Below are 21,109 nucleotides of genomic sequence, written 5' to 3' on the forward strand. Positions count from 1 at the left end.
CTGCAGTTCTTCAGCACAGGCCCGGCAGCGCGACTGCCGGGCCTGTGGTGTGTCATGGAGTCGTACGTCCCCGAACGCGGGGATCAGAAGTGCGGGGAGGCACGGTGGGCAAGCCCAAGGTCGTTCTGGGGGTCAGCGGCGGAATCGCCGCGTACAAGGCCTGTGAGTTGCTGCGGCGGCTGACCGAGTCGGGCCATGACGTGCGCGTCGTGCCGACCGATTCCGCGCTGCACTTCGTGGGCGCGGCCACCTGGTCGGCGCTCTCCGGCAACCCGGTCTCGACCGAGGTGTGGGACTCCGTCCACGAGGTGCCGCACGTCCGGATCGGCCAGTCCGCCGACGTCGTGATCGTCGCCCCGGCGACGGCCGACATGATGGCCAAGGCGGCCCACGGCCTCGCCGACGACCTCCTGACGAACACGCTCCTCACCGCCCGCTGTCCGGTGATCTTCGCGCCCGCCATGCACACGGAGATGTGGGAGCACCCGGCCACCCAGGAGAACGTCGCCACGCTGCGCCGCCGCGGCGCCCTCGTCGTCGAGCCCGCCGTCGGCCGCCTCACGGGCGTGGACACGGGCAAGGGCCGCTTCCCCGACCCGGTGGAGCTCTTCGAGGTCGTACGCCGTGTCCTGGCGCGCGGAGACCTGGCCCGCGATCTCGCGGGGCGGCACGTCGTCGTCAGCGCGGGCGGGACGCGCGAGCCGCTCGACCCGGTCCGCTTCCTGGGCAACCGCTCCTCCGGCAAGCAGGGGTACGCACTGGCCCGCAGCGCGGCGGCGCGGGGCGCCCGAGTGACGCTCCTGTCGGCGAACGCGGCGCTGCCGGACCCCGCGGGCGTCGACATCGTGCACGTCGGAACCGCCGTCCAGCTCCGCGAGGCGGTCCTGAAGGCGTCCGCTGACGCCGACGCCGTGGTGATGGCCGCTGCCGTGGCCGATTTCCGGCCCGAGACGTACGCGGCCGGAAAGATCAAGAAGAGGGACGGCCACGAGCAGCCCCCGATCGCCCTGGTCCGCAACCCCGACATCCTCGCCGAGCTCGCCGGGATCGCTGCCGAGAGGCCGCGCCCCGGCCAGGTCGTCGTCGGCTTCGCCGCGGAGACCGACGACGTGCTCGCCAACGGCCGCGCCAAACTGGAGCGCAAGGGCTGTGACCTGCTCGTCGTCAACGAGGTGGGCGAGCGCAAGACATTCGGCTCCGAGGAGAACGAGGCGGTCGTGCTCGGCGCGGACGGCAGTGAGACCCCCGTTCCCTACGGCCCCAAGGAAGCGCTCGCGGACACGGTCTGGGATCTCGTCGCCGAACGTCTGCCGACGAATTCCTGAAGAAAATAGGGGCTACCCCTAGAAGAATCCCCCTGTCGAAACGACAGCAGAACAGGGGTGTAAACCTGACCCCAAATGTCACAATCGCCCCACTGGGCGCCTCAAACCCGGGAAATTCGGGCGCGAGGCCCTCTGGTGGAGACCGATCGTCGTACCGCACAATGCAGTGCCGCAGGTCACAGCACTCCCAAGTGGCGAGACGCGTGGTCCGGCGGGCGAGTGTGACCGATAAACTGGTCTCGGACGACGCCGGGCGCAGCTCCCGGCCGTCCACCAATGATCAGCCAGCAGCCGCTGCAACCACAGGGAGCGATGTGTCCCGCCGTCTCTTCACCTCGGAGTCTGTGACCGAGGGTCACCCCGACAAGATCGCTGACCAGATCAGCGACACCATTCTCGACGCGCTCCTGCGGGAGGACCCGAAATCCCGGGTCGCCGTGGAGACGTTGATCACCACCGGCCTGGTGCACGTGGCCGGCGAGGTGACGACCAAGGCGTACGCGCCGATCGCGCAGCTGGTGCGCGAGAAGATCCTCGAGATCGGCTACGACTCCTCGAAGAAGGGCTTCGACGGCGCCTCCTGCGGCGTCTCGGTGTCCATCGGCTCGCAGTCCCCCGACATCGCTCAGGGCGTCGACACGGCGTACGAGAAGCGTGTCGAGGGTGACGAGGACGAGCTCGACAAGCAGGGCGCGGGCGACCAGGGCCTGATGTTCGGCTACGCCTGCGACGAGACGCCGGAGCTGATGCCGCTCCCGATCCACCTCGCGCACCGTCTCTCGCGCCGCCTGTCCGAGGTCCGCAAGAACGGGACCATCCCGTACCTGCGCCCCGACGGCAAGACCCAGGTCACCATCGAGTACGACGGCGACAAGGCCGTCCGCCTCGACACGGTGGTCGTCTCCTCCCAGCACGCCTCGGACATCGACCTGGACTCGCTCCTGGCCCCCGACATCCGGGAGTTCGTCGTCGAGCCCGAGCTGAAGGCGCTCCTCGAGGACGGCATCAAGCTGGAGACCGACGGCTACCGCCTCCTGGTCAACCCGACCGGCCGCTTCGAGATCGGCGGCCCGATGGGCGACGCCGGCCTCACCGGCCGCAAGATCATCATCGACACGTACGGCGGCATGGCCCGCCACGGCGGCGGCGCCTTCTCCGGCAAGGACCCGTCCAAGGTCGACCGCTCGGCCGCGTACGCGATGCGCTGGGTCGCCAAGAACGTCGTCGCCGCAGGCCTCGCGGCCCGCTGCGAGGTCCAGGTCGCCTACGCGATCGGCAAGGCCGAGCCGGTGGGCCTGTTCGTGGAGACCTTCGGCACGGCCACGGTCGACACCGACAAGATCGAGGCCGCCATCGCCGAGGTCTTCGACCTCCGCCCGGCCGCGATCATCCGCGACCTGGACCTGCTGCGCCCGATCTACGCCCAGACCGCCGCGTACGGCCACTTCGGCCGCGCGATCCCCGACTTCACGTGGGAGCGCACGGACCGCGTGGACGCGCTGCGGAAGGCTGCGGGGCTGTAAGAACGCCTCGCTCAGCGAGTTCTGACGAAGCCCGGCGCCCCTGGTGGGGGCGCCGGGCTTCGTCGTGCGGCGGGGGGATATCGGGCTCGTGGCCGTGTCAGTGGGGTCTGGTAGGAATGCTGGTGTGAGCAGCGAGAACCAGAGGTCTGAGGGGGGCGGCGGGGCCGAGCCTCCGGAGCAGCTTGCGCTTATTCGGGAGGCTGTGCGGAAGGCCGAGGTGCCGCGGGCCAAGCCTCGGACGTGGCGGGGGGCCGCGTTGGCGAAGAGTCTGCCCGTGGCCCGGGTGCTGGTGGACAAGGGTGTGCTGCATCTTGACCGGTACTTCGACTATGCGGTGCCCGAGGAGCTTGACGAGCAGGCGCAGCCCGGGGTGCGGGTCCGGGTGCGGTTCGGGGCCGGTACGCGGAACGTGCGCAGTGGGCGGCGTGAGGGCGGGGGGCTGATCGACGGGTTCCTCGTGGAGCGGGTCGCCGAGTCGGACTACTCCGGGCCGCTGGCCGCCCTTGCGCAGGTCGTCTCGCCCGAGCCCGTGCTCGAGGGAGAGTTGCTCGGGCTTGCCCGGGCCGTGGCCGACCGGTACGCGGGCAGCCTCGCCGATGTGCTGCAGCTGGCCGTTCCGCCCCGGCACGCTCGGGCCGAGGCGCGGGTGGCGGGGGAGACTCCGGCGCCTCCGGCGGCGCCTGACGCGGGGTCCTGGCGGCGGTACGGACATGGGGCGGAGTTTCTCGGAGCGCTGGCCTCGGGGGGCGCTCCCCGGGCCGTGTGGACCGCGCTTCCCGGGCCCGAGTGGGCCGAGGAGATCGCGCGCGCCGTGCAGGCGGCTCTGGCGTCGGGGCGGGGGGCCCTGGTCGTCGTGCCCGCCGGGCGGCCCGCTGCGAGGGTCGACGCGGCGCTGACCCAGCTCATGGGGGCGGGGCAGCATGCTCTGCTCACCGCTGATGTGGGGCAGGAGCGGCGGTATCGGGAGTGGCTCTCCGTGCGGCGCGGTGCCGTGCGGGCGGTCGTGGGCACGCGGGCCGCCATGTTCGCCCCCGTACGGAATCTCGGGCTCGTCGTGATCTGGGACGACGGCGATGCCAGCCACAGTGATGACAACGCTCCCTTTCCGCATGTCCGTGAAGTGCTGGAGCTGCGTGCCTCGCGGGACAAGTGCGGGTTTCTGCTGGGGAGTTGGAGTTGCACGGTTGAGGCCGCACAGCTCGTGGAGAGCGGGTGGGCGGCGCCGTTGGCCGCCGACCGGGAGCAGGTGCGGGGGGCCGCGCCGCTCGTACGGACCGTGGGGGACGGCGACCTTGCCCGGGACGAGGCCGCCCGGGCCGCGCGGCTTCCGACCCTTGCCTGGAACGTGGTGCGGGAGGGGCTGAAGCATGGGCCCGTGCTGGTCCAGGTGCCGCGTCGGGGGTACGTGCCCCGGCTCGCGTGCGACAGGTGCCGGCAGCCCGCGCGGTGCCGGCACTGCGCGGGGCCGTTGGAGGCGCGGGACGGCGGCGGGCTGTGGTGCGGCTGGTGCGGGGTGGCCGAAGGCGCCTGGCACTGCGGGGAGTGCGGGGGGTTCCGGCTGCGGGCTCAGGTGGTCGGGGCGCGGCGTACGGCCGAGGAGTTGGGGCGGGCGTTTCCGGCGGTGCCGGTGCGGACGTCGGGGCGGGAGCAGGTTCTCGACACGGTGCCGGGGGCGCCCGCGCTGGTGGTGAGTACACCGGGGGCCGAGCCTGTCGCCGAAGGCGGTTATGCCGCTGCCCTGCTGCTCGACGGGTGGGCCATGCTGGGGCGGCCCGACCTGCGGGCCGGGGAGGAGGCGCTGCGGCGGTGGATCGGGGCCTCCGCCCTGGTGCGGCCCCAGGGGGCGGGCGGCACCGTGGTGGTCGTCGCCGAGCCGACCCTGCGGCCCGTGCAGGCCCTTGTGCGGTGGGATCCCGTGGGGCACGCGGTGCGGGAGCTCTCCGAGCGGGCCGAGCTGGGGTTTCCGCCCGTGTCGCGGATGGCCTCCGTGGCGGGAACTTCGGAGGCGCTCACCGAGTTCCTCGCGGCGGCGGAACTTCCGGGGGACGCAGCGGTGTTGGGGCCCGTTCCCGTGCCGGACGCGGGGCCCGGACCCGCGCGCCGGGCGGGGGCGGCGCCGGCCGGGGAGCGGTGGGAGCGGGTGCTGGTCCGGGTGCCGCCGGGCAGCGGGGCCGCGCTTGCCGCCGCGCTGAAGGCGGCTCAGGCCGCGCGGATGGCCCGGGGGGCCGGGGAGCCCGTACGGATCCGGGTCGACCCGCTGGACATCGGCTAGGCCGCTGGCTGGGCCGCCGCCTTGTTGAGCACTTCCGGGAGCGGACGCCTGCTGCCTGGCGCCCAGTGCCCAGCGCTTGTTGGGAGCTTGCCCTGTCGGTTGTCCGGGCGAGTCGTGGGGCGCCGTGTTCCCCCTTCCCCAAGCCCTCGGCTGCGCGGGGGTAGAGAAGGCCTCCGTCGCCCCGATCGCCCTGCCTGCCGCCGTGCCTGCCGTGCCCGCTCGCAACGACGGCGGCTGCCCGCACCGGGGAAACCGGTAGGGCAGCCGCCGAGTTGTCGTGCTGAGCCGTCGTGCTCTCAGCCGTTGCGTGGGCCCGGGAAGATGCTGGGGCGGGGCTCCTCGCGGAGAGCGGGGCTGCCTGCCGTGGGCTGGGTCGGCATCGCGCGGGCCGCGGGCACCGAGGGCAGGGGGGCGCCGACCGGGACCGGGGGCCGGGCAGTCGCGGGGGCGGGAACCGTCTCCGTGGCGCGCTCCGCTTCCGCCGCGGCCTGGGTCGTGGCCCGGCGGGCGCCGTAACGGCGGTGCACCGCCTGCTTGGTGACCCCGAGGGCCGAGCCCACCGCGTCCCACGAAAAGCCCAGCGAGCGGTCGAAGTCCACCGCGGCGGTCACCAGTGTCTCCACGCTGTCCCGGAGTTCCTGGGCGAGGCGGACGGTCGGGGCAGGGGCACGCCCGTACACGACGAAGCCCGCTGAGGGGCTGGAGCGGCGCGGGCGGTAGACGTTGCCGAGCTGGGCGGTGAGGGTACGCAGTGCGTCCACCTGCCGGCGGACCCGCTCGATGTCCCGAACCAGGAGGTGCAGGCTGGCCCGTGCCTGGGCGTCGTGGGTTGCGTGGTCGGCCATGAACAAGCCTCTCGAACCGGCGTTGAAAAGGATCGGGCCGCAATCGCGGCCCGCTGTGGTCAACTCTTTCTTGACCAACGCGCTAGTTCGTGTGGGGTCACGCTTCGGGGGCGTGTGCGCATATGCACAGGGCGCGCGGCCACACGTACGCCCCCGGGAGAGCCGTACGCGGTATGACCGCACGGGGCGAACGGCCTGACGGAAGGCGTCGCCTGAAGAGCAGCCCCGTGCTTACGCCTCCGTGCCCACGCTCCGGACTTACGCCCCCGCAGAGCGCGCCCCACCCCCACGGCTCATAGACTGGTGTGCTTCCCGCATCTCTTCGTTCCGAGAGGCCGACAGCCACCGATGAAGCTCGTCTTCGCAGGCACCCCCGAGGTCGCCGTCCCCGCCCTGGACGCCCTGATCGCCTCCGACCGGCATGAGGTGGCCGCCGTCGTGACCCGGCCCGACGCCCCCGCGGGCCGCGGACGCAGACTGATCGCGAGCCCCGTCGCCCAGCGCGCGGAGGAGGCCGGGATCGAGGTGCTCAAGCCGGTGAAGCCGCGCGACGAGGACTTCCTGGCGCGGCTGCGTGAGATCGCGCCCGACTGCTGCCCGGTCGTCGCCTATGGCGCTCTGCTGCCCAAGGTCGCACTGGACGTTCCGGCCCACGGGTGGGTCAACCTGCACTTCTCGCTGCTGCCCGCCTGGCGCGGTGCCGCACCCGTGCAGCACGCCGTGATGGCGGGGGACGAGATCACCGGCGCCTCCACCTTCCTGATCGAGCAGGGGCTCGACTCCGGGCCCGTGTACGGGACGGTCACCGAGGTCGTGCGGGCCACCGACACCAGCGGCGACCTGCTCACCCGCCTGGCCTTCGCGGGCTCCGGGCTGCTCGCCGCCACCATGGACGGCATCGAGGACGGCTCCCTGAAGGCCGTACCGCAGCCCGCCGACGGCATCACCCTCGCCCCGAAGATCACCGTCGAGGATGCCCAGGTGGACTGGTCCGCCCCGGCCCTCCGCGTCGACCGGGTCGTGCGCGGCTGCACCCCCGCGCCCGGCGCCTGGACCGTGTTCCGCGGGGAGCGGCTGAAGATCATCCAGGCCGCGCTCGTCGCGGACCGCACGGACCTCGCGCCCGGCGAACTCGCGGCCGCCAAGAACAACGTGTACGTCGGCTCCGGCTCGCACGCCGTGGAGCTGCTCTGGGTCCAGCCGCAGGGCAAGAAGCCGATGCGCGGCGCCGACTGGGCGCGCGGGGTGCGGATCGCCCCGGGTGAGCTGGTCGGGGCGACCGACGTACGCTGAACAGGTTCAGCCCCCACCCAATAGCGGAGCACCTTTGAACGACCAGCCAGGCCGGCGTCCCCAGCAGCAGGCCAAGTCCGGTAAGCCCGGCAAGCCGCACCGCCGTCCCAAGAAGGACCCCGTCCGTTTCCTCGCCTTCGAGGCGCTGCGTGCCGTGGACGAGCGTGATGCCTACGCGAACCTCGTCCTGCCGCCGCTGCTGCGCAAGGCCCGCGAGAAGGAGGGGCCCGACAAGTTCGACGCGCGTGACGCGGCGCTCGCCACCGAGCTGGTCTACGGGACGCTGCGCAGGCAGGGAACGTACGACGCGATCGTGGCCGCCTGCATCGACCGGCCGCTGCGCGAGGTCGACCCGCCGGTCCTCGACGTCCTGAACATGGGCGTGCACCAGTTGCTCGGCACGCGCATCCCGACGCACGCCGCCGTCTCCGCGTCCGTGGAGCTGGCGCGCGTGGTGCTCGGTGACGGGCGGGCCAAGTTCGTCAACGCGGTCCTGCGCAAGGTCGCCGCCGACGATCTCGACACCTGGGTGGAGAAGGTCGCGCCGCCCTACGACGACGATGCCGAGGACCATCTCGCCGTCGTCCACTCGCACCCCCGCTGGGTCGTCTCCGCGCTCTGGGACGCGCTCGGCGGCGGCCGTGCGGGCATCGAGGACCTTCTGGAGGCCGACAACGAGCGGCCCGAGGTGACTCTCGTGGCCCGGCCGGGACGCACCACCGCCGATGAGCTCCTGGACGCGGTCGGCGAGGAGTCCGCGCTGCCGGGCCGCTGGTCGCCGTATGCCGTGCGGCTCAGCGAAGGCGGCGAGCCCGGGTCGATCGAGGCTGTGCGCGAAGGTCGCGCGGGGGTCCAGGACGAGGGCAGCCAGCTCGTCGCGATCGCACTCGCGAACGCCCCGGTGGAGGGGCGCGACGAGAGGTGGCTCGACGGTTGCGCGGGCCCCGGCGGCAAGGCCGCCATGCTCGCGGGTCTCGCCTCGCAGCGGGGCGCCGCCCTGCTCGCCGCCGAGAAGCAGCCGCACCGGGCCCGCCTCGTCGCCCAGGCGCTGCGGGGCAACCCGGGACCGTACGAGGTCATCGCCGCCGACGGCACCCGGCCGCCGTGGCAGCCCGGCACCTTCGACCGTGTCCTGATGGACGTGCCCTGCACGGGACTCGGCGCCCTGCGCCGTCGCCCCGAGGCCCGCTGGCGCCGCCGCCCCGAGGACCTGGACGGCTTCGCGCCGCTGCAACGGGGGCTGCTGCGTACCGCGTTGGAGTCCGTGCGGGTCGGGGGCGTCGTCGGGTACGCCACCTGTTCACCGCACCTCGCGGAGACGCGTGCCGTCGTGGACGACGTGCTCAAGCAGCACCCGGGTGCCGAGCTCATCGACGCCCGGCCGCTGATGCAGGACGTACCGGCGCTCGGTGACGGACCCGATGTCCAGCTGTGGCCGCATCTGCACGGCACGGACGCGATGTACCTAGCGCTGATCCGGCGGACTGCCTGACTCCGCTCCCGTCTCCTTTCCGGTGCCCTTGCCCGCCACCACGGTCGAGGGCGTACGGGCGGCGGGGTCCTTGCTCAGGGCGTGCGGCCACCACACCTTCGGCCCCACGTCCAGGAACAACGCGGTGACCAGGACGGACCGTACGACGAAGGTGTCGAGCAGGACGCCGAGCGCGACCGCGAAGCCGATCTCGGCGAACGCCACCATCGGGAGCGTGCCGAGCGCGGCGAAGGTGCCCGCCAGGACCAGGCCCGCCGACGTGATCACCGCGCCGGTCGCGGCGAGGCCCGTGAGCACGCCCGCACGGGTGCCCTGTCGGCCCGCTTCCTCACGGATGCGGGTCGACAGGAAGATGTTGTAGTCGATGCCGAGTGCCACCAGGAACACGAAGACGAAGAGCGGGAAGTCCGTGGACTCACCCGCGTAGTCGAAGAGGTGACGGAAGGCGAGCGCGCTGATGCCGAGCGCGGCGGAGAACGAGAGCACGACCGTCGCGATCAGGAGCAGCGGCGCGATCAGGGCGCGCAGCAGCACGGTCAGGATCAGCAGGACGACCACCAGGACGAGCGGGATCACCAGCTTGTTGTCGTGGGCCGTGGCGCGGTCCATGTCCAGGAGGGCCGCCGTGCCGCCGCCCACCTGCGCGTCCGCGTCGGGCACCGCGTGCACCGCTTCGCGCACCCGCTCCACGGTCTGCTTGGCCGCCTCGCTGTCGGAGGGGTCGGTCACAGTCGCCTCGAACAGGACCTGGCCCTCGGACTCCACCTTGGTCCCCGGCGGCACGGCGACGCTCGTCCGGTCCACGCCGCGGGTCCGCGCGACCACCCTGCGGACCTCGTCGCCCTGGCCCGTGTTCGCCACGATCACCAGCGGGTCACCGCTGCCCGCGGGGAAGTACTCCGCCTGCACCTCCTGGCCCACGATCGACTCCGGCTTGTCCGTGAACGAGTCCGCGTTGCTCAGCCCTTCGGCGCGCAGCTGCGTCAGGCCAAGCGCCAGCGCCGCGAGGGCCACCGCGGTGACGCTCCAGGTCAGACGCGGGCGGTGGGCGATACGGCGGCCCGTGCGGGCCCAGACACCGCGCTCGGTGGGCTCGTCCGAACCGTTGTGCGGGATCAGCGGCCAGAACAGCCACCGGCCGCAGACCACCAGGAGGGCGGGGAACAGCGACATCATCACCAGCAGGGCGACCGCGACGCCGATCGCGGCCACCGGGCCGAGGCCCCGCGTCGAGTTCATGTCGGCGGTGAGCAGCACCAGCATGCTGACCACGACCGTGGCGCCCGACGCGATGACCGCGGGGCCCGCCCGATGCAGGGCGAGCTGCATCGCCTCGTGCCGGTCCTCGTGGCGGCGCAGCTCTTCGCGATAGCGAGCGACCAGGAGCAGGGCATAGTCCGTCCCCGCCCCGAAGACGAGGACCGTCAGGATGCCCGCGCTCTGGCCGTTGACCGTCAGGCCCGCGTACTCCGCCAGGAGGTAGACCAGCGCCTGCGCGGTGAAGAGGGAGACGATCACCGAGAGCAGCGGGACGAGCAGGAGAACCGGGCTGCGGTAGGTGATCAGGAGGATCACGACGACCACGCCGGCCGCGGCGAGGAGCAGCGTCGAGCCGATGCCCTCGAACGCCTCGGAGAAGTCCGCCGACGTACCGCCGGGCCCGGTGACGTGCACCGAGAGCCCCTCCGCCTTCTCACCGGTCCCGCCCACCACGTCGCGCATCGAGTCGACGGCCGGCGCGATCCGCTCCCAGCCCTTCTCGTCCATCGTGATGGGCACGAAGACCTGCGCCGCCTGGGCGTCGGCGGGCCGCTTCGCGTCGAAGACGGGCCCGCGGGTCTCCTGGCCCCGTACGCCATGGGCGCGCAGCTCCTTGAGCTCCCTTACGTCCTTGGCGATCCGCGCCCGGTCCGCGAGGTTCAGTCCGTCCTCGCGGGCGTACACGATGATCGCGGGAATCTGCTCGGGCCTGAACTCCTCGGAGGTGTCCAGGACTTGGGTGGATTCCGCGGAGCCGGGCAGCCAGGACGACGCCTGGTTGTCCTGGGCGTCCGTGAGCTTCTGGGCGAGCGGTGCCGCGGCGACGATCACCACCAGCCAGAACAGCACCACAAGCCACTTGGTGCGCCGCCCGCACACCAGCCCGCCCACGCCGCGGCCCGCCTCGCGCCGTCCGTCCGACCGTTCGTCTGGCATGGCTACCCCCGCTGCCCCACGTGGTGCCGGTGGACCGCCCAGCATGGCACGCGGTCCATGGTCACAGGAGCCGGTTGGCTCACGCTGCGGACCGCGGAGGGCAACGAGCGCGGGGCATGGCAGTCTTGGGGCATGGCCGTGCAGATCAACCCCAGCATCCTGTCCGCGGATTTCGCCCGTCTTGCCGAGGAGGCAAGGGCGGTGGAAGGCGCCGACTGGCTCCATGTCGACGTCATGGACAACCACTTCGTCCCGAACCTCACCCTGGGGGTGCCGGTCGTAGAGTCGCTCGCCCGGGCGACGGACACGCCGCTGGACTGCCATCTGATGATCGAGGACGTCGATCGCTGGGCCCCGCAGTACGTAGAGGCGGGCGCCGGATCGGTCACCTTCCACGCGGAGGCGGCCGCGGCCCCCGTCCGTCTTGCCCGTGAGATCCGCGCCCAGGGCGCCCGCGCCTCCATGGCGCTGAAGCCCGCGACGCCCATCGAGCCGTACGAGGATCTGCTCCCCGAGCTCGACATGCTGCTGATCATGACCGTCGAGCCGGGTTTCGGCGGGCAGTCGTTCCTCGACATCATGCTTCCGAAGATCCGCCGCACCCGTGAGCTGATCAGCAAGCACGGCCTCGAACTCTGGCTCCAGGTCGACGGCGGTGTCTCGGCCTCGACCATCGAGCGCTGCGCCGAGGCCGGCGCCGACGTCTTCGTGGCGGGCTCCGCGGTGTACGGCGCGGAGGACCCCGCGGCGGCGGTCCGTGCACTGCGCTCCCAGGCGGCCGGGGCGACGTCCACGGCGGCATGGGCATGCGGCCACTGAGCCACGAGAACGTGAACGCAGTCCTTCAGGGCTGATCAAGTACGTCGGATCTGCGAGGATGAACGGCGAACCCGGGTTGCGCTGCGGCAATGCGCGAGAAGTCGTGGCAATGCGCGCGAAGCCGCACCAATGGGTGTGAACGCGTGAACGACAGTTGCTTGAAATGACAGTGAGGAGATCGTCGTGTCGACGGGCGGCCGGTCAGCCATGCGGATGGGACCCGCGGAGCTGGTGCAGGCGGCGGCCATGGCCCGCCGCTTCTATCTCGAGGGCAAGTCCAAGATCCAGATCGCCGAGGAGTTCGGCGTGAGCCGCTTCAAGGTGGCCCGGGTCCTGGAGACGGCTCTCGAGCGTGATCTCGTACGGATCGAGATCCGTGTGCCCGCCGAGCTGGACGCGGAGCGCTCGGACGCGCTCCGGGCCCGCTACGGCCTGCGGCACGCGGTCGTCGTGGAGTCTCCGACGTCCGCCGACGAGATCGACGACTCTCCTGACCCCGAGAACCTCGGCGAGGTGGCGGCGGACCTGCTCGGCGAGCTCGTCACCGAGGGCGATGTCCTCGGCCTTGCGTGGGGGCGCTCGACCATTCACATGGCCGCTGCCCTCGACCAGCTGCCGCCGTGCACGGTGGTGCAGCTGACGGGCGTGTACGACGCCGGGACAGCCGAACGCGGGTCGGTCGAGGCCGTGCGGCGTGCCGCGCAGGTCTCCGGCGGCGAGGCCCACCCCATCTACGCGCCGATGCTCCTGCCGGACCCGGCCACCGCGGCGGCCCTGCGCAACCAGACGGGCATCGCCCGCGCCTTCGAGTACTTCGACAAGGTGACCGTGGCCGCGGTGTCCATCGGCTCCTGGGAGCCCGGCATCTCCACCGTCCACGACATGCTCAGCGACGAGGAGCGGGCGCACTACGCCTCGCTGGGCGTCGCCGCCGAGATGTCCGCGCACCTCTTCGACGCCGAGGGGCGCCGGGTCGGGCGCGACCTGGGGGAGCGGTGCATCACCGTCGAAGCCGATCGGCTTCGACGGATTCCTGAAGTCGTCGCCATCGCCGGGGGACAGCGGAAGGCCGCCGCGATTGACGCCGTGCTTCGGTCCGGGCTTGTCACCAGCCTGGTGACGGACACTGCTGCCGCGGATCAGCTGATGGTCATGGGGCACACGCCGCATCCCGCGTTGGATCGGGCTGACCCGGACGGTAACTGACCTGCTGCGGGCCGCAGAGGGCTGGTCGCGCAGTTCCCCGCGCCCCTGACGGGGCGCCGTGGCAGCATCTGACGCATGCTGAACCGGTTCGTCCCCCGTGCCCTGGCCGCGTTGCTGGTCTGCTTCGCGGTCCTCGTCACGGGGTGCTCAGCGGGCGACGGCACGGCGGACGGCACGGTGGACGGCATGGCGACCGTCCGTGCCGACCGGCTGCCCGCCGAGGCCCGGCAGACTTTGCGGCTCATCGATGACGGGGCCCCTTCCCGTACGAGAAGGACGGCTCCGTCTTCGGGAACTTCGAGGGAGAGCTGCCGAAGCAGCGGCGCGGCTACTACCGCGAGTACACCGTGCGCACCCCCGGCGAACGCGACCGCGGGGCGCGGCGGATCGTCACCGGCAGCGGCGGCGAGACCTACTACACGGACGACCACTACGCGTCCTTCAAGGCGGTACTGAGATGACGCCCGACCGGCAGCCGGCCCCCGAGCCCCTCGCGCCCGTCCTGGAGGCCGTCCGCGCCGCCGGCCTGCGGACCGTCTCCATCGACCTGGCCGGGGTGAGCGACAAGAGCGCCTTCATGGACCGCTGCGCCCGCGCGCTGGAGCTGCCCGACTGGTTCGGACGCAACTGGGACGCGCTCGCCGACTGCCTCACCGATCTGGGATGGGCGCCCGCCGCACCCGGACGGCTGCTCGTCGTCACCGGCTGGCAGGGGTACGCCGAAGCGGCGCCCCAGGAGTGGATCATCGCCCAGGAGGTGTTCACCGACGCGGTCGAGTACGCCCGGGAGCGGGGGACCGGCCTGGAGATCGTTCTCGCGCTCGGCACCCGCGCCTGAGCGGAGCGTGACCGTCCGGACGGCTGCTTGGAGGATCCGACCAGGGCTCTTGTGGCCCGGCTGGGTGATCATCCCAGGCAGCGCATCACCCGGGACATGGGACACTGAAGTACGTGCTTTTCCCTCGGCCTAACTGTCCGGGGGCCACCTCTGATCGACTGGGATGAGCAGCACGTGCGTTTCCTCAATGACATCCAGCCTGCGTACGACCTGACGTACGACGACGTCTTCATGGTGCCGCGGCGCTCCGCCGTCGGATCTCGTCAGGGCGTGGACCTCTCGTCGCCGGACGGCACCGGCACCACGATCCCGCTGGTCGTCGCGAACATGACCGCGATCGCCGGCCGCCGGATGGCCGAGACCGTCGCGCGCCGCGGTGGCCTCGTCGTGATCCCGCAGGACATTCCGATCGAGGTCGTCACCGAGGTCATCTCCTGGGTCAAGACGCGCCACCACGTCCTGGACACCCCGATCGTCCTGGCCCCCGGGCAGACCGTCGCCGACGCGCTCGCGCTGCTCTCCAAGCGTGCGCACAACGCGGGCGTCGTCGTGGACGCCGACCAGAAGCCGGTCGGTGTCGTCACCGACACGGACCTGAACGGCGTCGACCGCTTCACCCAGCTCTCCGAGGTCATGTCCAAGGACCTCGTGCTGCTCGACGCGGACATCGACCCGCGCGACGCCTTCAACAAGCTGGACGCCGCCAACCGCCGCTATGCCCCCGCGGTGGGCAAGGACGGCCGCCTCGCCGGCATCCTGACCCGCACGGGCGCCCTGCGCGCGACCCTCTACTCGCCCGCCCTCGACGCCAACGGCAAGCTGCGCATCGCCGCCGCCGTCGGCATCAACGGCGACGTCGCGAGCAAGGCCAAGCAGCTCCTCGACGCGGGCGCCGACACGCTCGTCGTGGACACCGCGCACGGCCACCAGGAGTCGATGATCGCCGCGGTCAAGGCCGTGCGCGCGCTCGACCCGCAGGTGCCGATCGTCGCGGGCAACATCGTCGCCGCCGAGGGCGTACGTGACCTGATCGAGGCCGGTGCCGACATCATCAAGGTCGGTGTGGGCCCCGGCGCCATGTGCACCACCCGCATGATGACCGGCGTCGGCCGCCCGCAGTTCTCCGCGGTGCTCGAATGCGCCGCCGAGGCCGCGAAGTTCGGCAAGCACGTGTGGGCCGACGGCGGTGTCCGTCACCCCCGTGACGTCGCGATGGCGCTGGCCGCCGGTGCGTCGAACGTGATGATCGGCTCGTGGTTCGCCGGGACGTACGAGTCCCCGGGCGACCTGCAGCAGGACGCCAACGGCCGCCTCTACAAGGAGTCGTTCGGCATGGCGTCGGCCCGCGCGGTCAAGAACCGCACCAGCGAGGAGTCGGCCTACGACCGCGCCCGCAAGGCGCTGTTCGAGGAGGGCATCTCGACCTCGCGGATGTTCCTGGACCCGGAGCGTCCCGGCGTCGAGGACCTGATCGACTCGATCATCGCGGGTGTCCGTTCTTCGTGCACGTACGCCGGTGCGGGGTCCTTGGCGGAGTTCGCGGAGAGGGCCACGGTGGGTGTGCAGAGCGCTGCCGGTTACGCGGAGGGCAAGCCCCTCCACGCCTCCTGGAGTTAGTCGCTGGGCGGGGAACTGCTCGTTCGGCCGCGGGTTTGTCGTGGCCGGGCGCGCAGCTCCCCGTGCCCCTTACGGGGCCTGGGCCGCTGCCACCGCTTTCGCCAGCAGCTCGTGGCCCTCGTCGCCCGGATGCACCCCGTCCACCAGGTGTCCCGCGTCCAGCAGCTCGCCGCCCGGCAGCAGATCGGCCCCCGCGTCCCGGGCCGCCCGCTCCACGGCGGTCCGCAGGTCCCGGAGCGTGGCGCCGAGCGCGTTCGGCGTCGTCTCGGCGTCCGGGCGGAGCACGGGGGAGACGACCAGGAGGGGGACTTCTGGGTGCCCCCGGCGTACCAGGGCCAGGAACGCCCGCGTCGTCTCGTACAGCAGCCCCGCCGAATGCGGCGTACGCGACCAGCAGTTCGTGCCGAAGGCCAGAGTGATCAAGTCGGCGTTCAGCGCGGCGAGTTGCTCGGCCGACGCCAGTTCCCCGCGCGCCGCGCCCGCGTATCCGAGGTTCACCGTCTCCACCCCGAGGGCGCGTCCCGCCCGTGCGGGCCAGGCCAGATGGGGCCGCGAGACCGACCAGCCCTCCGCGATCGAGTCGCCGTAGACGAGCCAGCGTGGCTGCCGGGCGGCGGGTGTGAGGGTGCCGCTCACCGGGCGTACGTCGTGCAGGACGGGTCGCAGCGCCTCCGGCAGATGCAGGGTGAACTCCCCGTCGGGAGCGGGGAGTTGGAGCAGCGTCCGGTGTTTGCCCGGCGATGCGGGCGTGTCGGTGGCGGCCTCGCCCGCGAGCAGCGTGAACACCGGGGGCGCGTCGCGATACGAGTCCGCCGCCGATGGGGGAGAGGCGGTGTACGTGATCTTCACCTCGCTCACCCCGTGCGCCGTGAACTCAAGGCGGACCCCGGCCGGGAGGCCCGCCCGCTCCCACGTGTCCCCGGGGAGGCGTGCGCGATCGGCGGGGTCGGCGCGCGTCACCCGCCCGTCCTCGGTCCACCAGGGCGCACCCCGCACGAATTCCCTCACCGCGCGCCTCCGATGGTCGGGTAGGGGAACTTCACGCCGACCCCGCCGTCCACGACGAGCGTCTGCCCCGTGACGTACGAGGAGAGCGGCGAGGCGAAGAAGAGCAGCGCGGAGGCGATGTCCGAGGTCTCGGCCACCCGGTCGAGCGGGGCGTTGCGGGCGTTGCGTACGCGGCCCTCCTCGCCGATCAGGCCCGCCACCCGAGGTGTCCAGACGACACCGGGCGCCACCGCGTTCACCCGCACACCGCGCGGCCCGTACTCCACCGCCGCCGAGCGGACCAGCGAGATCAGGCCCGCCTTCGCCGCCCCGTACGCGGCGTGCAGGGGCGCCGCCGTCAGGCCCGACACCGACGCGACGAAGACCAGGGGGCCGCCGCCCGCGTCGGCGAGCGCCTCACCGCCGTACTGGACCGCCAGCCAGGCGTGCCGCAGGACCAGGGAGAAGTGCCAGTCCCAGGAGGCGTCGTCCAGCTCGTCCAGGGGCGTGTAGCGGGCCATGCCCACGATGTCGACGACACCGCCGAGCCCGCCCAACTCCCGGCGGGCGTAGGCGAAGAGCTCCCGTACGTCCTCGCGCCGGGTCACGTCCGCGACGTACGCGATGCCGCCCGTCTCCGCGGCGACCGCCTCGGCGCGGCCCTGGTCGAGATCCACGCACAGGACCCGCGCGCCCGCCGCCGTGAGCGCGTGCGCGGTCTGGCGGCCGATGCCGTTGCCCGCGCCGAGCAGGACGAAGGGACGGCCGTCCAGGCGGTGCAGGGCGGCGTAGTCGGGGACGGGGGAGGTGTCGAGGGGCTCGCTCACGGTGCCGCCCGCCGGGGGCGGTAGGAGGCCAGCTCGGGGATGACTTCCTTGCCCAGGATCTCGATCGTGCGCAGGATCTCCTGGTGCTCCAGATAGCCCCACTGGACGTAGCAGATGAGCTGGTCGATGCCGAGGTCGGCGTAGCGCTTGGCCTTGCGGACGATCGTCTCCGCGTTGCCGATGAGGATCATGTCCCCGTCGTTGAACTCCTCGACGGGGACGCTCCCTTCGATGATCGGGGTGAGGAAGGGGAAGGTCCGCTCACGCTCCGCCGGGCTCAGGTGCGGCAGCTCCCAGTCGAGGGTGAACTGGGCGAGGTTGCGGTACCACCAGGCGACCGAGTCCCAGACCCGCCGCGAGGGACGGTCCGCCGCGTGCACCAGTGTGTACGCGCTCACGCGGTCCGTGGTGACGTCCGTGATCGGCGACGGCGTGCGCGCCGCGGCGCGGTAGGCGGCGACCTGGCGGGCCATCGCGTCCAGCGGCTGCATGATCGAGAAGGAGAGCAGGCCGAGGCCCGCGGCGCCCGCCACCTCCGCCGAACCGGCGGACGTGGCGGCCATCCAGCACGGGGGATGCGGGTCCTGGACCGGCTTAGGGGTGACCATCCGGCGGGGGAAGGTGAACCGCTCGGACTCGTAGGCGAAGTACTCCTCGCGCCACATGCCCGTCACGATCTCGATCGCCTCGCGCCAGTCGGACCGCGACTGCTCCCGGTCGACGCCGAAGGCCGTCTGTTCCATGGGGGTCGAGCGTCCCGTGCCCCACTCGACGCGGCCGTCGGACAGCACGTCCACGGCCGCCACCTTCTCCGCGATCCGCTGCGGGGGCGTGAAGCCGAAGGGGGTGAGGGTGACGCCGAAGCCGAGGCGTATCCGCTCGGTGAGCCCCGCCAGATGCCCCAGGAGCACCTCGGGCGCCGGGCAGTGCGAGCGGCCCTCGCGGAAGTGGTGCTCCACGGCCCACACCGTGCGGAAGCCGACCCGGTCCGCGAGCCGGATCTGTTCCACGGCCTCGCGGTAGGCCCGCTGCTCGGCGGCGCGCTGGCCGTGCGGATGGGGTCCGTCCCAGGGCTTCGGCACGTCGATCTCGTACAGCACATCGAGGTCCATCGCCTGCTGCCTCCCTCTCGACCGGGGTGCACGATGGGGCAGATCTGACGAAGTGTCAACCACTTGCCCGGGGCGACGGAACGCAACGGACGAAACGGACCGCGCAACGAAGACCCGCTGGAGGGGGATGTACGCAACGATCATGCGGGTCTGCGCAAGGTTGCTGCATTACGTACGTGAAGCGCGCCTCATAGAGTCGTCCGCTGTACGTGGTGTGGCGGGGACCGCCTGCTCGGCGGTCCCCATCCATGCGTGGGAGCTGCCGCCGGTCCCGCCGACCTGACCGGCAGCGATGAAGGAGCCATGCGTGCTCGACCAAGGCGCACCCCCGCAGAACCGCCCAAGTCCCCAGGGGGCCGCGGGACTTGCCAGTCGCCTGATGCGGCGCAAGCCGGTGGAACTCCTGGTCGCTGAGGGCGGCCAGGGTGAGGGCGGCTCGCTGCGGCGCTCCCTCGGCATGTGGCAGCTGACCATGATCAGCATCGGTGCCACGCTCGGCACCGGCATTTTCGTCGTCCTCGGCGAGAGCGTCCCCAAGGCCGGGCCCGCCGTCACCATCTCCTTCGTGATCGCCGGACTCACCGCGCTCTTCTCCGCGCTCTCGTACGCCGAGCTGGCCGGCTCCATACCGGTCGCGGGCTCCTCGTACTCGTACGCGTACGCAACGATGGGCGAACTGATCGCCTGGGTCTGCGGCTGGTGCCTGGTCCTGGAGTACGGCGTGTCGGTCGCGGCCGTCGCCGTCGGCTGGGGCGAGTACCTCAACGAGCTGCTCGACGGAACGATCGGCGTCACCATCCCGGATACGCTCTCCGCGGCGCCCGGCGAGATCGACGGCGCCATCATCAACCTGCCCGGCCTGATCGTCGTCCTGCTCGCCATGGTGTTCCTGCTCGGCGGCGCCAAGGAGTCGGCGACGGCCAACACGATCATGGTCATCGTGAAGATCGCCGCGCTGGTGCTCTTCTGCACCATCGGTTTCATGGGCTTCAAGTCCGGCAACTACTCCGACTTCATGCCGCTCGGCACGGCCGGGGTCAGCGCGGCCGCCGCGAGTCTCTTCTTCTCGTACATCGGCTTCGACGCCGCCTCCACTGCCGGTGAGGAAGCGAAGAACCCGCAGCGCGACCTGCCCCGCGCGATCATGCTGTCGCTGGTCATCGTCACGGCCCTCTACGTCCTGGTCGCCGCCGTCGCGGTGGGCGCCTGGAACTGGAAGGACTTCGAGGGCTCGGAGGCCACGCTCGCCGCGATCATGAACGACGTCACCGGGCAGAGCATGTGGGGCACGATCCTCGCCGCCGGCGCCGTGATCTCCATCGCGTCCGTCGTCCTGACCGTCCTCTACGGCCAGACCCGCGTCCTGTTCGCCATGTCCCGCGACGGCCTGGTCCCCAAGGTGTTCGGCAAGGTCAGCAAGAAGACCGGCACGCCCCGCGTGAACACCGTCATCGTGTCGCTGTTCTGCGGCGCGCTCGCCTCGGTCATCCCGCTCGGCAAGCTCGTCGACGCCACCAGCATCGGCACGCTCTTCGCCTTCGGCCTGGTCAACATCGCGGTGATCGTGCTGCGCCGGACCCGCCCGGACATGCCGCGCACCTTCCGGGTGCCGCTCGGCTGGCTCTTCCCGGTGCTCGGCTTCGGCTTCTGCGCGTACAACATGTTCAGCCTCGACACCGTGACCTGGGTCGTGTTCGGTGTCTGGATGGCCGTCGGCCTCGTGTTCTACTTCCTGTACGGCATGAGCCGCTCCCGATTGGCCTCCGCAGAGAAGTGATCCACCCCCAGTGCGACTGAACGATCTCGACGAACGCATCGTGCACGCCCTCGCCGAGGACGCCCGCCGTTCCTACGCCGACATCGGCCAGCTGGTCGGGCTCTCCGCCCCCGCCGTGAAGCGGCGCGTGGACCGGCTCCGGGAGACCGGGGCCATCACGGGATTCACCGTGCGGGTCGACCCGGCCGCGCTCGGCTGGGAGACCGAGGGCTTCATCGAGATCTACTGTCGTCGCAACACCTCGCCCGAGGCCATCCGCCGTGGCCTCGAGCGGTATCCGGAGATCGCGTCCGCCTCCACCGTCACCGGGGAGGCGGACGCCGTCGTCCAGGTCTTCGCCGCCGACATGCGGCACTTCGAGCGGGTGCTCGAACGGATCGCGGGGGAGCCGTTCGTCGAGCGGACGAAGTCGGTGCTGGTGCTCTCGCCCTTGATGCGGAGATTCTCCTCCGGGGCACCTGCCTAAAGGCGAGCCCGTGCCCCTCCGGGCCGCTGATCCATCGGGCGTACGTGAAGGTCGCCGCTGCCTGGCCTGGTCTTGTCGAACGGGGCGGCGCTCACGCACTTGGGCATGTCGTCCGGCAAGTCGTTCGGGATGCCGACCATGGCCCAGCTGTAGCCGAAGCGGTCGTGCTTGCCCTGGTCGTGGACCGTCACGCCGATGCGCTTGCCGACCGCCCCGGTGAGGCCGCCGTCCGCCTTGGTGATGACCGCCGACACCGTGGCGACCTTCCCGCCGGTCAGCAGGCAGTCCACGCGGGCCTCGGCCGAGCCGCCGAACTTCGGGTGCTCCATGTAGTGGCTGATCTTGATGGTGCCGTGCGCGGCCCCGGGGTCGTTCCGGTCCTTGGCGTCCAGGTGGGCGTCGAGGGTGACGGTGACCTCGTCGCCGGGGCGGCGGTCCAGCTGTGCGGTACCGGTCAGGGCGGCGGCCTCGCCCTCAACTCGGTGGTGCAGGGCGCCTGGGCGCAGGTGCTCGG

General features: G+C 71.8%; 17 protein-coding genes and 1 pseudogene. 12 read left to right on the forward strand and 6 right to left on the reverse strand.

Going from position 1 to position 21,109, the window contains the following annotated elements; all coding sequences use genetic code 11:
- Nucleotides 1-104: 104 nt before the first annotated feature.
- The 3 genes from coaBC (at nt 105) to AB0E78_RS21475 (ending at nt 5,120) form a co-directional block, all read left to right on the forward strand.
- Nucleotides 105-1,325: a bifunctional phosphopantothenoylcysteine decarboxylase/phosphopantothenate--cysteine ligase CoaBC gene (gene coaBC, locus AB0E78_RS21465; RefSeq protein ID WP_361834572.1), complete on the forward strand. Its 1,221-nt coding sequence runs from the start codon at nt 105-107 to the stop codon at nt 1,323-1,325.
- 314 nt (nt 1,326-1,639) lie between these two features.
- Nucleotides 1,640-2,848 carry a methionine adenosyltransferase gene (gene metK, locus AB0E78_RS21470; protein WP_361834575.1) on the forward strand — a complete coding sequence of 403 codons (1,209 nt, stop codon included), beginning with the start codon at nt 1,640-1,642 and terminating at the stop codon, nt 2,846-2,848.
- Between the two features lie 124 nt (nt 2,849-2,972).
- Nucleotides 2,973-5,120: a primosomal protein N' gene (locus AB0E78_RS21475; RefSeq protein ID WP_361834577.1), complete on the forward strand. Its 2,148-nt coding sequence runs from the start codon at nt 2,973-2,975 to the stop codon at nt 5,118-5,120.
- Nucleotides 5,121-5,416: 296 nt separating this feature from the next.
- On the opposite strand, the gene AB0E78_RS21480 is transcribed toward AB0E78_RS21475, so the two are convergent.
- Complete coding sequence (locus tag AB0E78_RS21480) at nt 5,417-5,965, reverse strand: hypothetical protein (RefSeq protein WP_361834580.1); 549 nt, start codon at nt 5,963-5,965, stop codon at nt 5,417-5,419.
- A gap of 348 nt (nt 5,966-6,313) precedes the next feature.
- Between AB0E78_RS21480 and fmt the strand changes: the two genes are divergently transcribed.
- The gene (gene fmt / locus AB0E78_RS21485) at nt 6,314-7,258 is read left to right on the forward strand and encodes a methionyl-tRNA formyltransferase (RefSeq protein ID WP_361834582.1); all 945 of its coding nucleotides are present in this window, start codon (nt 6,314-6,316) and stop codon (nt 7,256-7,258) included.
- 34 nt (nt 7,259-7,292) lie between these two features.
- Nucleotides 7,293-8,750, forward strand: coding sequence for a transcription antitermination factor NusB (locus tag AB0E78_RS21490; protein ID WP_361834584.1), 1,458 nt, complete (start codon nt 7,293-7,295; stop codon nt 8,748-8,750).
- Here the strand turns inward: AB0E78_RS21490 and AB0E78_RS21495 are convergent.
- Entirely contained in the window at nt 8,724-10,946 is a 2,223-nt protein-coding gene (locus tag AB0E78_RS21495; protein ID WP_361834586.1) for an MMPL family transporter, read from the reverse strand. The genes AB0E78_RS21490 and AB0E78_RS21495 overlap by 27 nt on opposite strands.
- Nucleotides 10,947-11,078: 132 nt before the next feature.
- On the opposite strand from AB0E78_RS21495, the gene rpe reads away from it, so the two are divergent.
- The 5 genes and pseudogenes from rpe (at nt 11,079) to AB0E78_RS21520 (ending at nt 15,426) form a co-directional block, all read left to right on the forward strand.
- A complete protein-coding gene (rpe, locus tag AB0E78_RS21500) occupies nt 11,079-11,765 on the forward strand; it encodes a ribulose-phosphate 3-epimerase (RefSeq protein WP_361834589.1) in 687 nt (228 codons plus the stop codon).
- A gap of 207 nt (nt 11,766-11,972) precedes the next feature.
- Nucleotides 11,973-12,971 (forward strand): sugar-binding domain-containing protein, encoded by a 999-nt coding sequence (locus tag AB0E78_RS21505; protein ID WP_361834697.1) that lies wholly within the window; start codon nt 11,973-11,975, stop codon nt 12,969-12,971.
- A gap of 75 nt (nt 12,972-13,046) precedes the next feature.
- A pseudogene (locus tag AB0E78_RS21510) lies at nt 13,047-13,432 on the forward strand (ribonuclease domain-containing protein).
- Nucleotides 13,429-13,809: a barstar family protein gene (locus AB0E78_RS21515; protein ID WP_361834591.1), complete on the forward strand. Its 381-nt coding sequence runs from the start codon at nt 13,429-13,431 to the stop codon at nt 13,807-13,809. The pseudogene AB0E78_RS21510 and the gene AB0E78_RS21515 overlap by 4 nt, the downstream one beginning before the upstream one ends.
- 174 nt (nt 13,810-13,983) lie before the next feature.
- The gene (locus AB0E78_RS21520) at nt 13,984-15,426 is read left to right on the forward strand and encodes a GuaB1 family IMP dehydrogenase-related protein (RefSeq protein WP_361834594.1); all 1,443 of its coding nucleotides are present in this window, start codon (nt 13,984-13,986) and stop codon (nt 15,424-15,426) included.
- A 69-nt stretch (nt 15,427-15,495) separates the two neighbouring features.
- Here AB0E78_RS21520 and AB0E78_RS21525 read toward each other — a convergent pair whose 3' ends face one another.
- From AB0E78_RS21525 to AB0E78_RS21535, 3 genes are read right to left on the reverse strand one after another with little or no spacing between them, the layout of a single operon-like run.
- Nucleotides 15,496-16,434, reverse strand: a complete 939-nt coding sequence (locus AB0E78_RS21525) for a GDSL-type esterase/lipase family protein (protein WP_361834597.1) — start codon at nt 16,432-16,434, stop codon at nt 15,496-15,498.
- Nucleotides 16,431-17,240, reverse strand: coding sequence for an SDR family oxidoreductase (locus tag AB0E78_RS21530; RefSeq protein WP_361834599.1), 810 nt, complete (start codon nt 17,238-17,240; stop codon nt 16,431-16,433). The genes AB0E78_RS21525 and AB0E78_RS21530 overlap by 4 nt, the downstream gene beginning before the upstream one ends.
- The gene (locus AB0E78_RS21535; protein WP_361834602.1) at nt 17,237-18,352 is read right to left on the reverse strand and encodes an LLM class flavin-dependent oxidoreductase; all 1,116 of its coding nucleotides are present in this window, start codon (nt 18,350-18,352) and stop codon (nt 17,237-17,239) included. Before AB0E78_RS21535 ends, AB0E78_RS21530 begins: the two co-directional genes overlap by 4 nt.
- A 307-nt stretch (nt 18,353-18,659) precedes the next feature.
- Between AB0E78_RS21535 and AB0E78_RS21540 the strand changes: the two genes are divergently transcribed.
- Nucleotides 18,660-20,129 carry an amino acid permease gene (locus AB0E78_RS21540; protein WP_361834605.1) on the forward strand — a complete coding sequence of 490 codons (1,470 nt, stop codon included), beginning with the start codon at nt 18,660-18,662 and terminating at the stop codon, nt 20,127-20,129.
- A 10-nt stretch (nt 20,130-20,139) separates the two neighbouring features.
- Nucleotides 20,140-20,595, forward strand: a complete 456-nt coding sequence (locus tag AB0E78_RS21545) for an Lrp/AsnC family transcriptional regulator (protein WP_361834607.1) — start codon at nt 20,140-20,142, stop codon at nt 20,593-20,595.
- Here the strand turns inward: AB0E78_RS21545 and AB0E78_RS21550 are convergent.
- A partial coding sequence (locus tag AB0E78_RS21550) for a hypothetical protein (protein WP_361834609.1) occupies nt 20,592-21,109 on the reverse strand: 518 nt, incomplete at its 5' end. The genes AB0E78_RS21545 and AB0E78_RS21550 overlap by 4 nt on opposite strands.

The organism is Streptomyces sp. NPDC032198 (genome assembly GCF_040636975.1).
Lineage (GTDB): Bacteria > Actinomycetota > Actinomycetes > Streptomycetales > Streptomycetaceae > Streptomyces.

Bases quoted from the DNA above. Each gene is read 5' to 3' on its own strand.
- AB0E78_RS21480 (WP_361834580.1), bottom strand. From the start codon at position 5,965: ATGGCCGACCACGCAACCCACGACGCCCAGGCACGGGCCAGCCTGCAC.
- fmt (WP_361834582.1), top strand. From the start codon at position 6,314: ATGAAGCTCGTCTTCGCAGGCACCCCCGAGGTCGCCGTCCCCGCCCTG.
- AB0E78_RS21495 (WP_361834586.1), bottom strand. From the start codon at position 10,946: ATGCCAGACGAACGGTCGGACGGACGGCGCGAGGCGGGCCGCGGCGTG.
- rpe (WP_361834589.1), top strand. From the start codon at position 11,079: ATGGCCGTGCAGATCAACCCCAGCATCCTGTCCGCGGATTTCGCCCGT.
- AB0E78_RS21505 (WP_361834697.1), top strand. From the start codon at position 11,973: ATGCGGATGGGACCCGCGGAGCTGGTGCAGGCGGCGGCCATGGCCCGC.
- AB0E78_RS21515 (WP_361834591.1), top strand. From the start codon at position 13,429: ATGACGCCCGACCGGCAGCCGGCCCCCGAGCCCCTCGCGCCCGTCCTG.
- AB0E78_RS21535 (WP_361834602.1), bottom strand. From the start codon at position 18,352: ATGGACCTCGATGTGCTGTACGAGATCGACGTGCCGAAGCCCTGGGAC.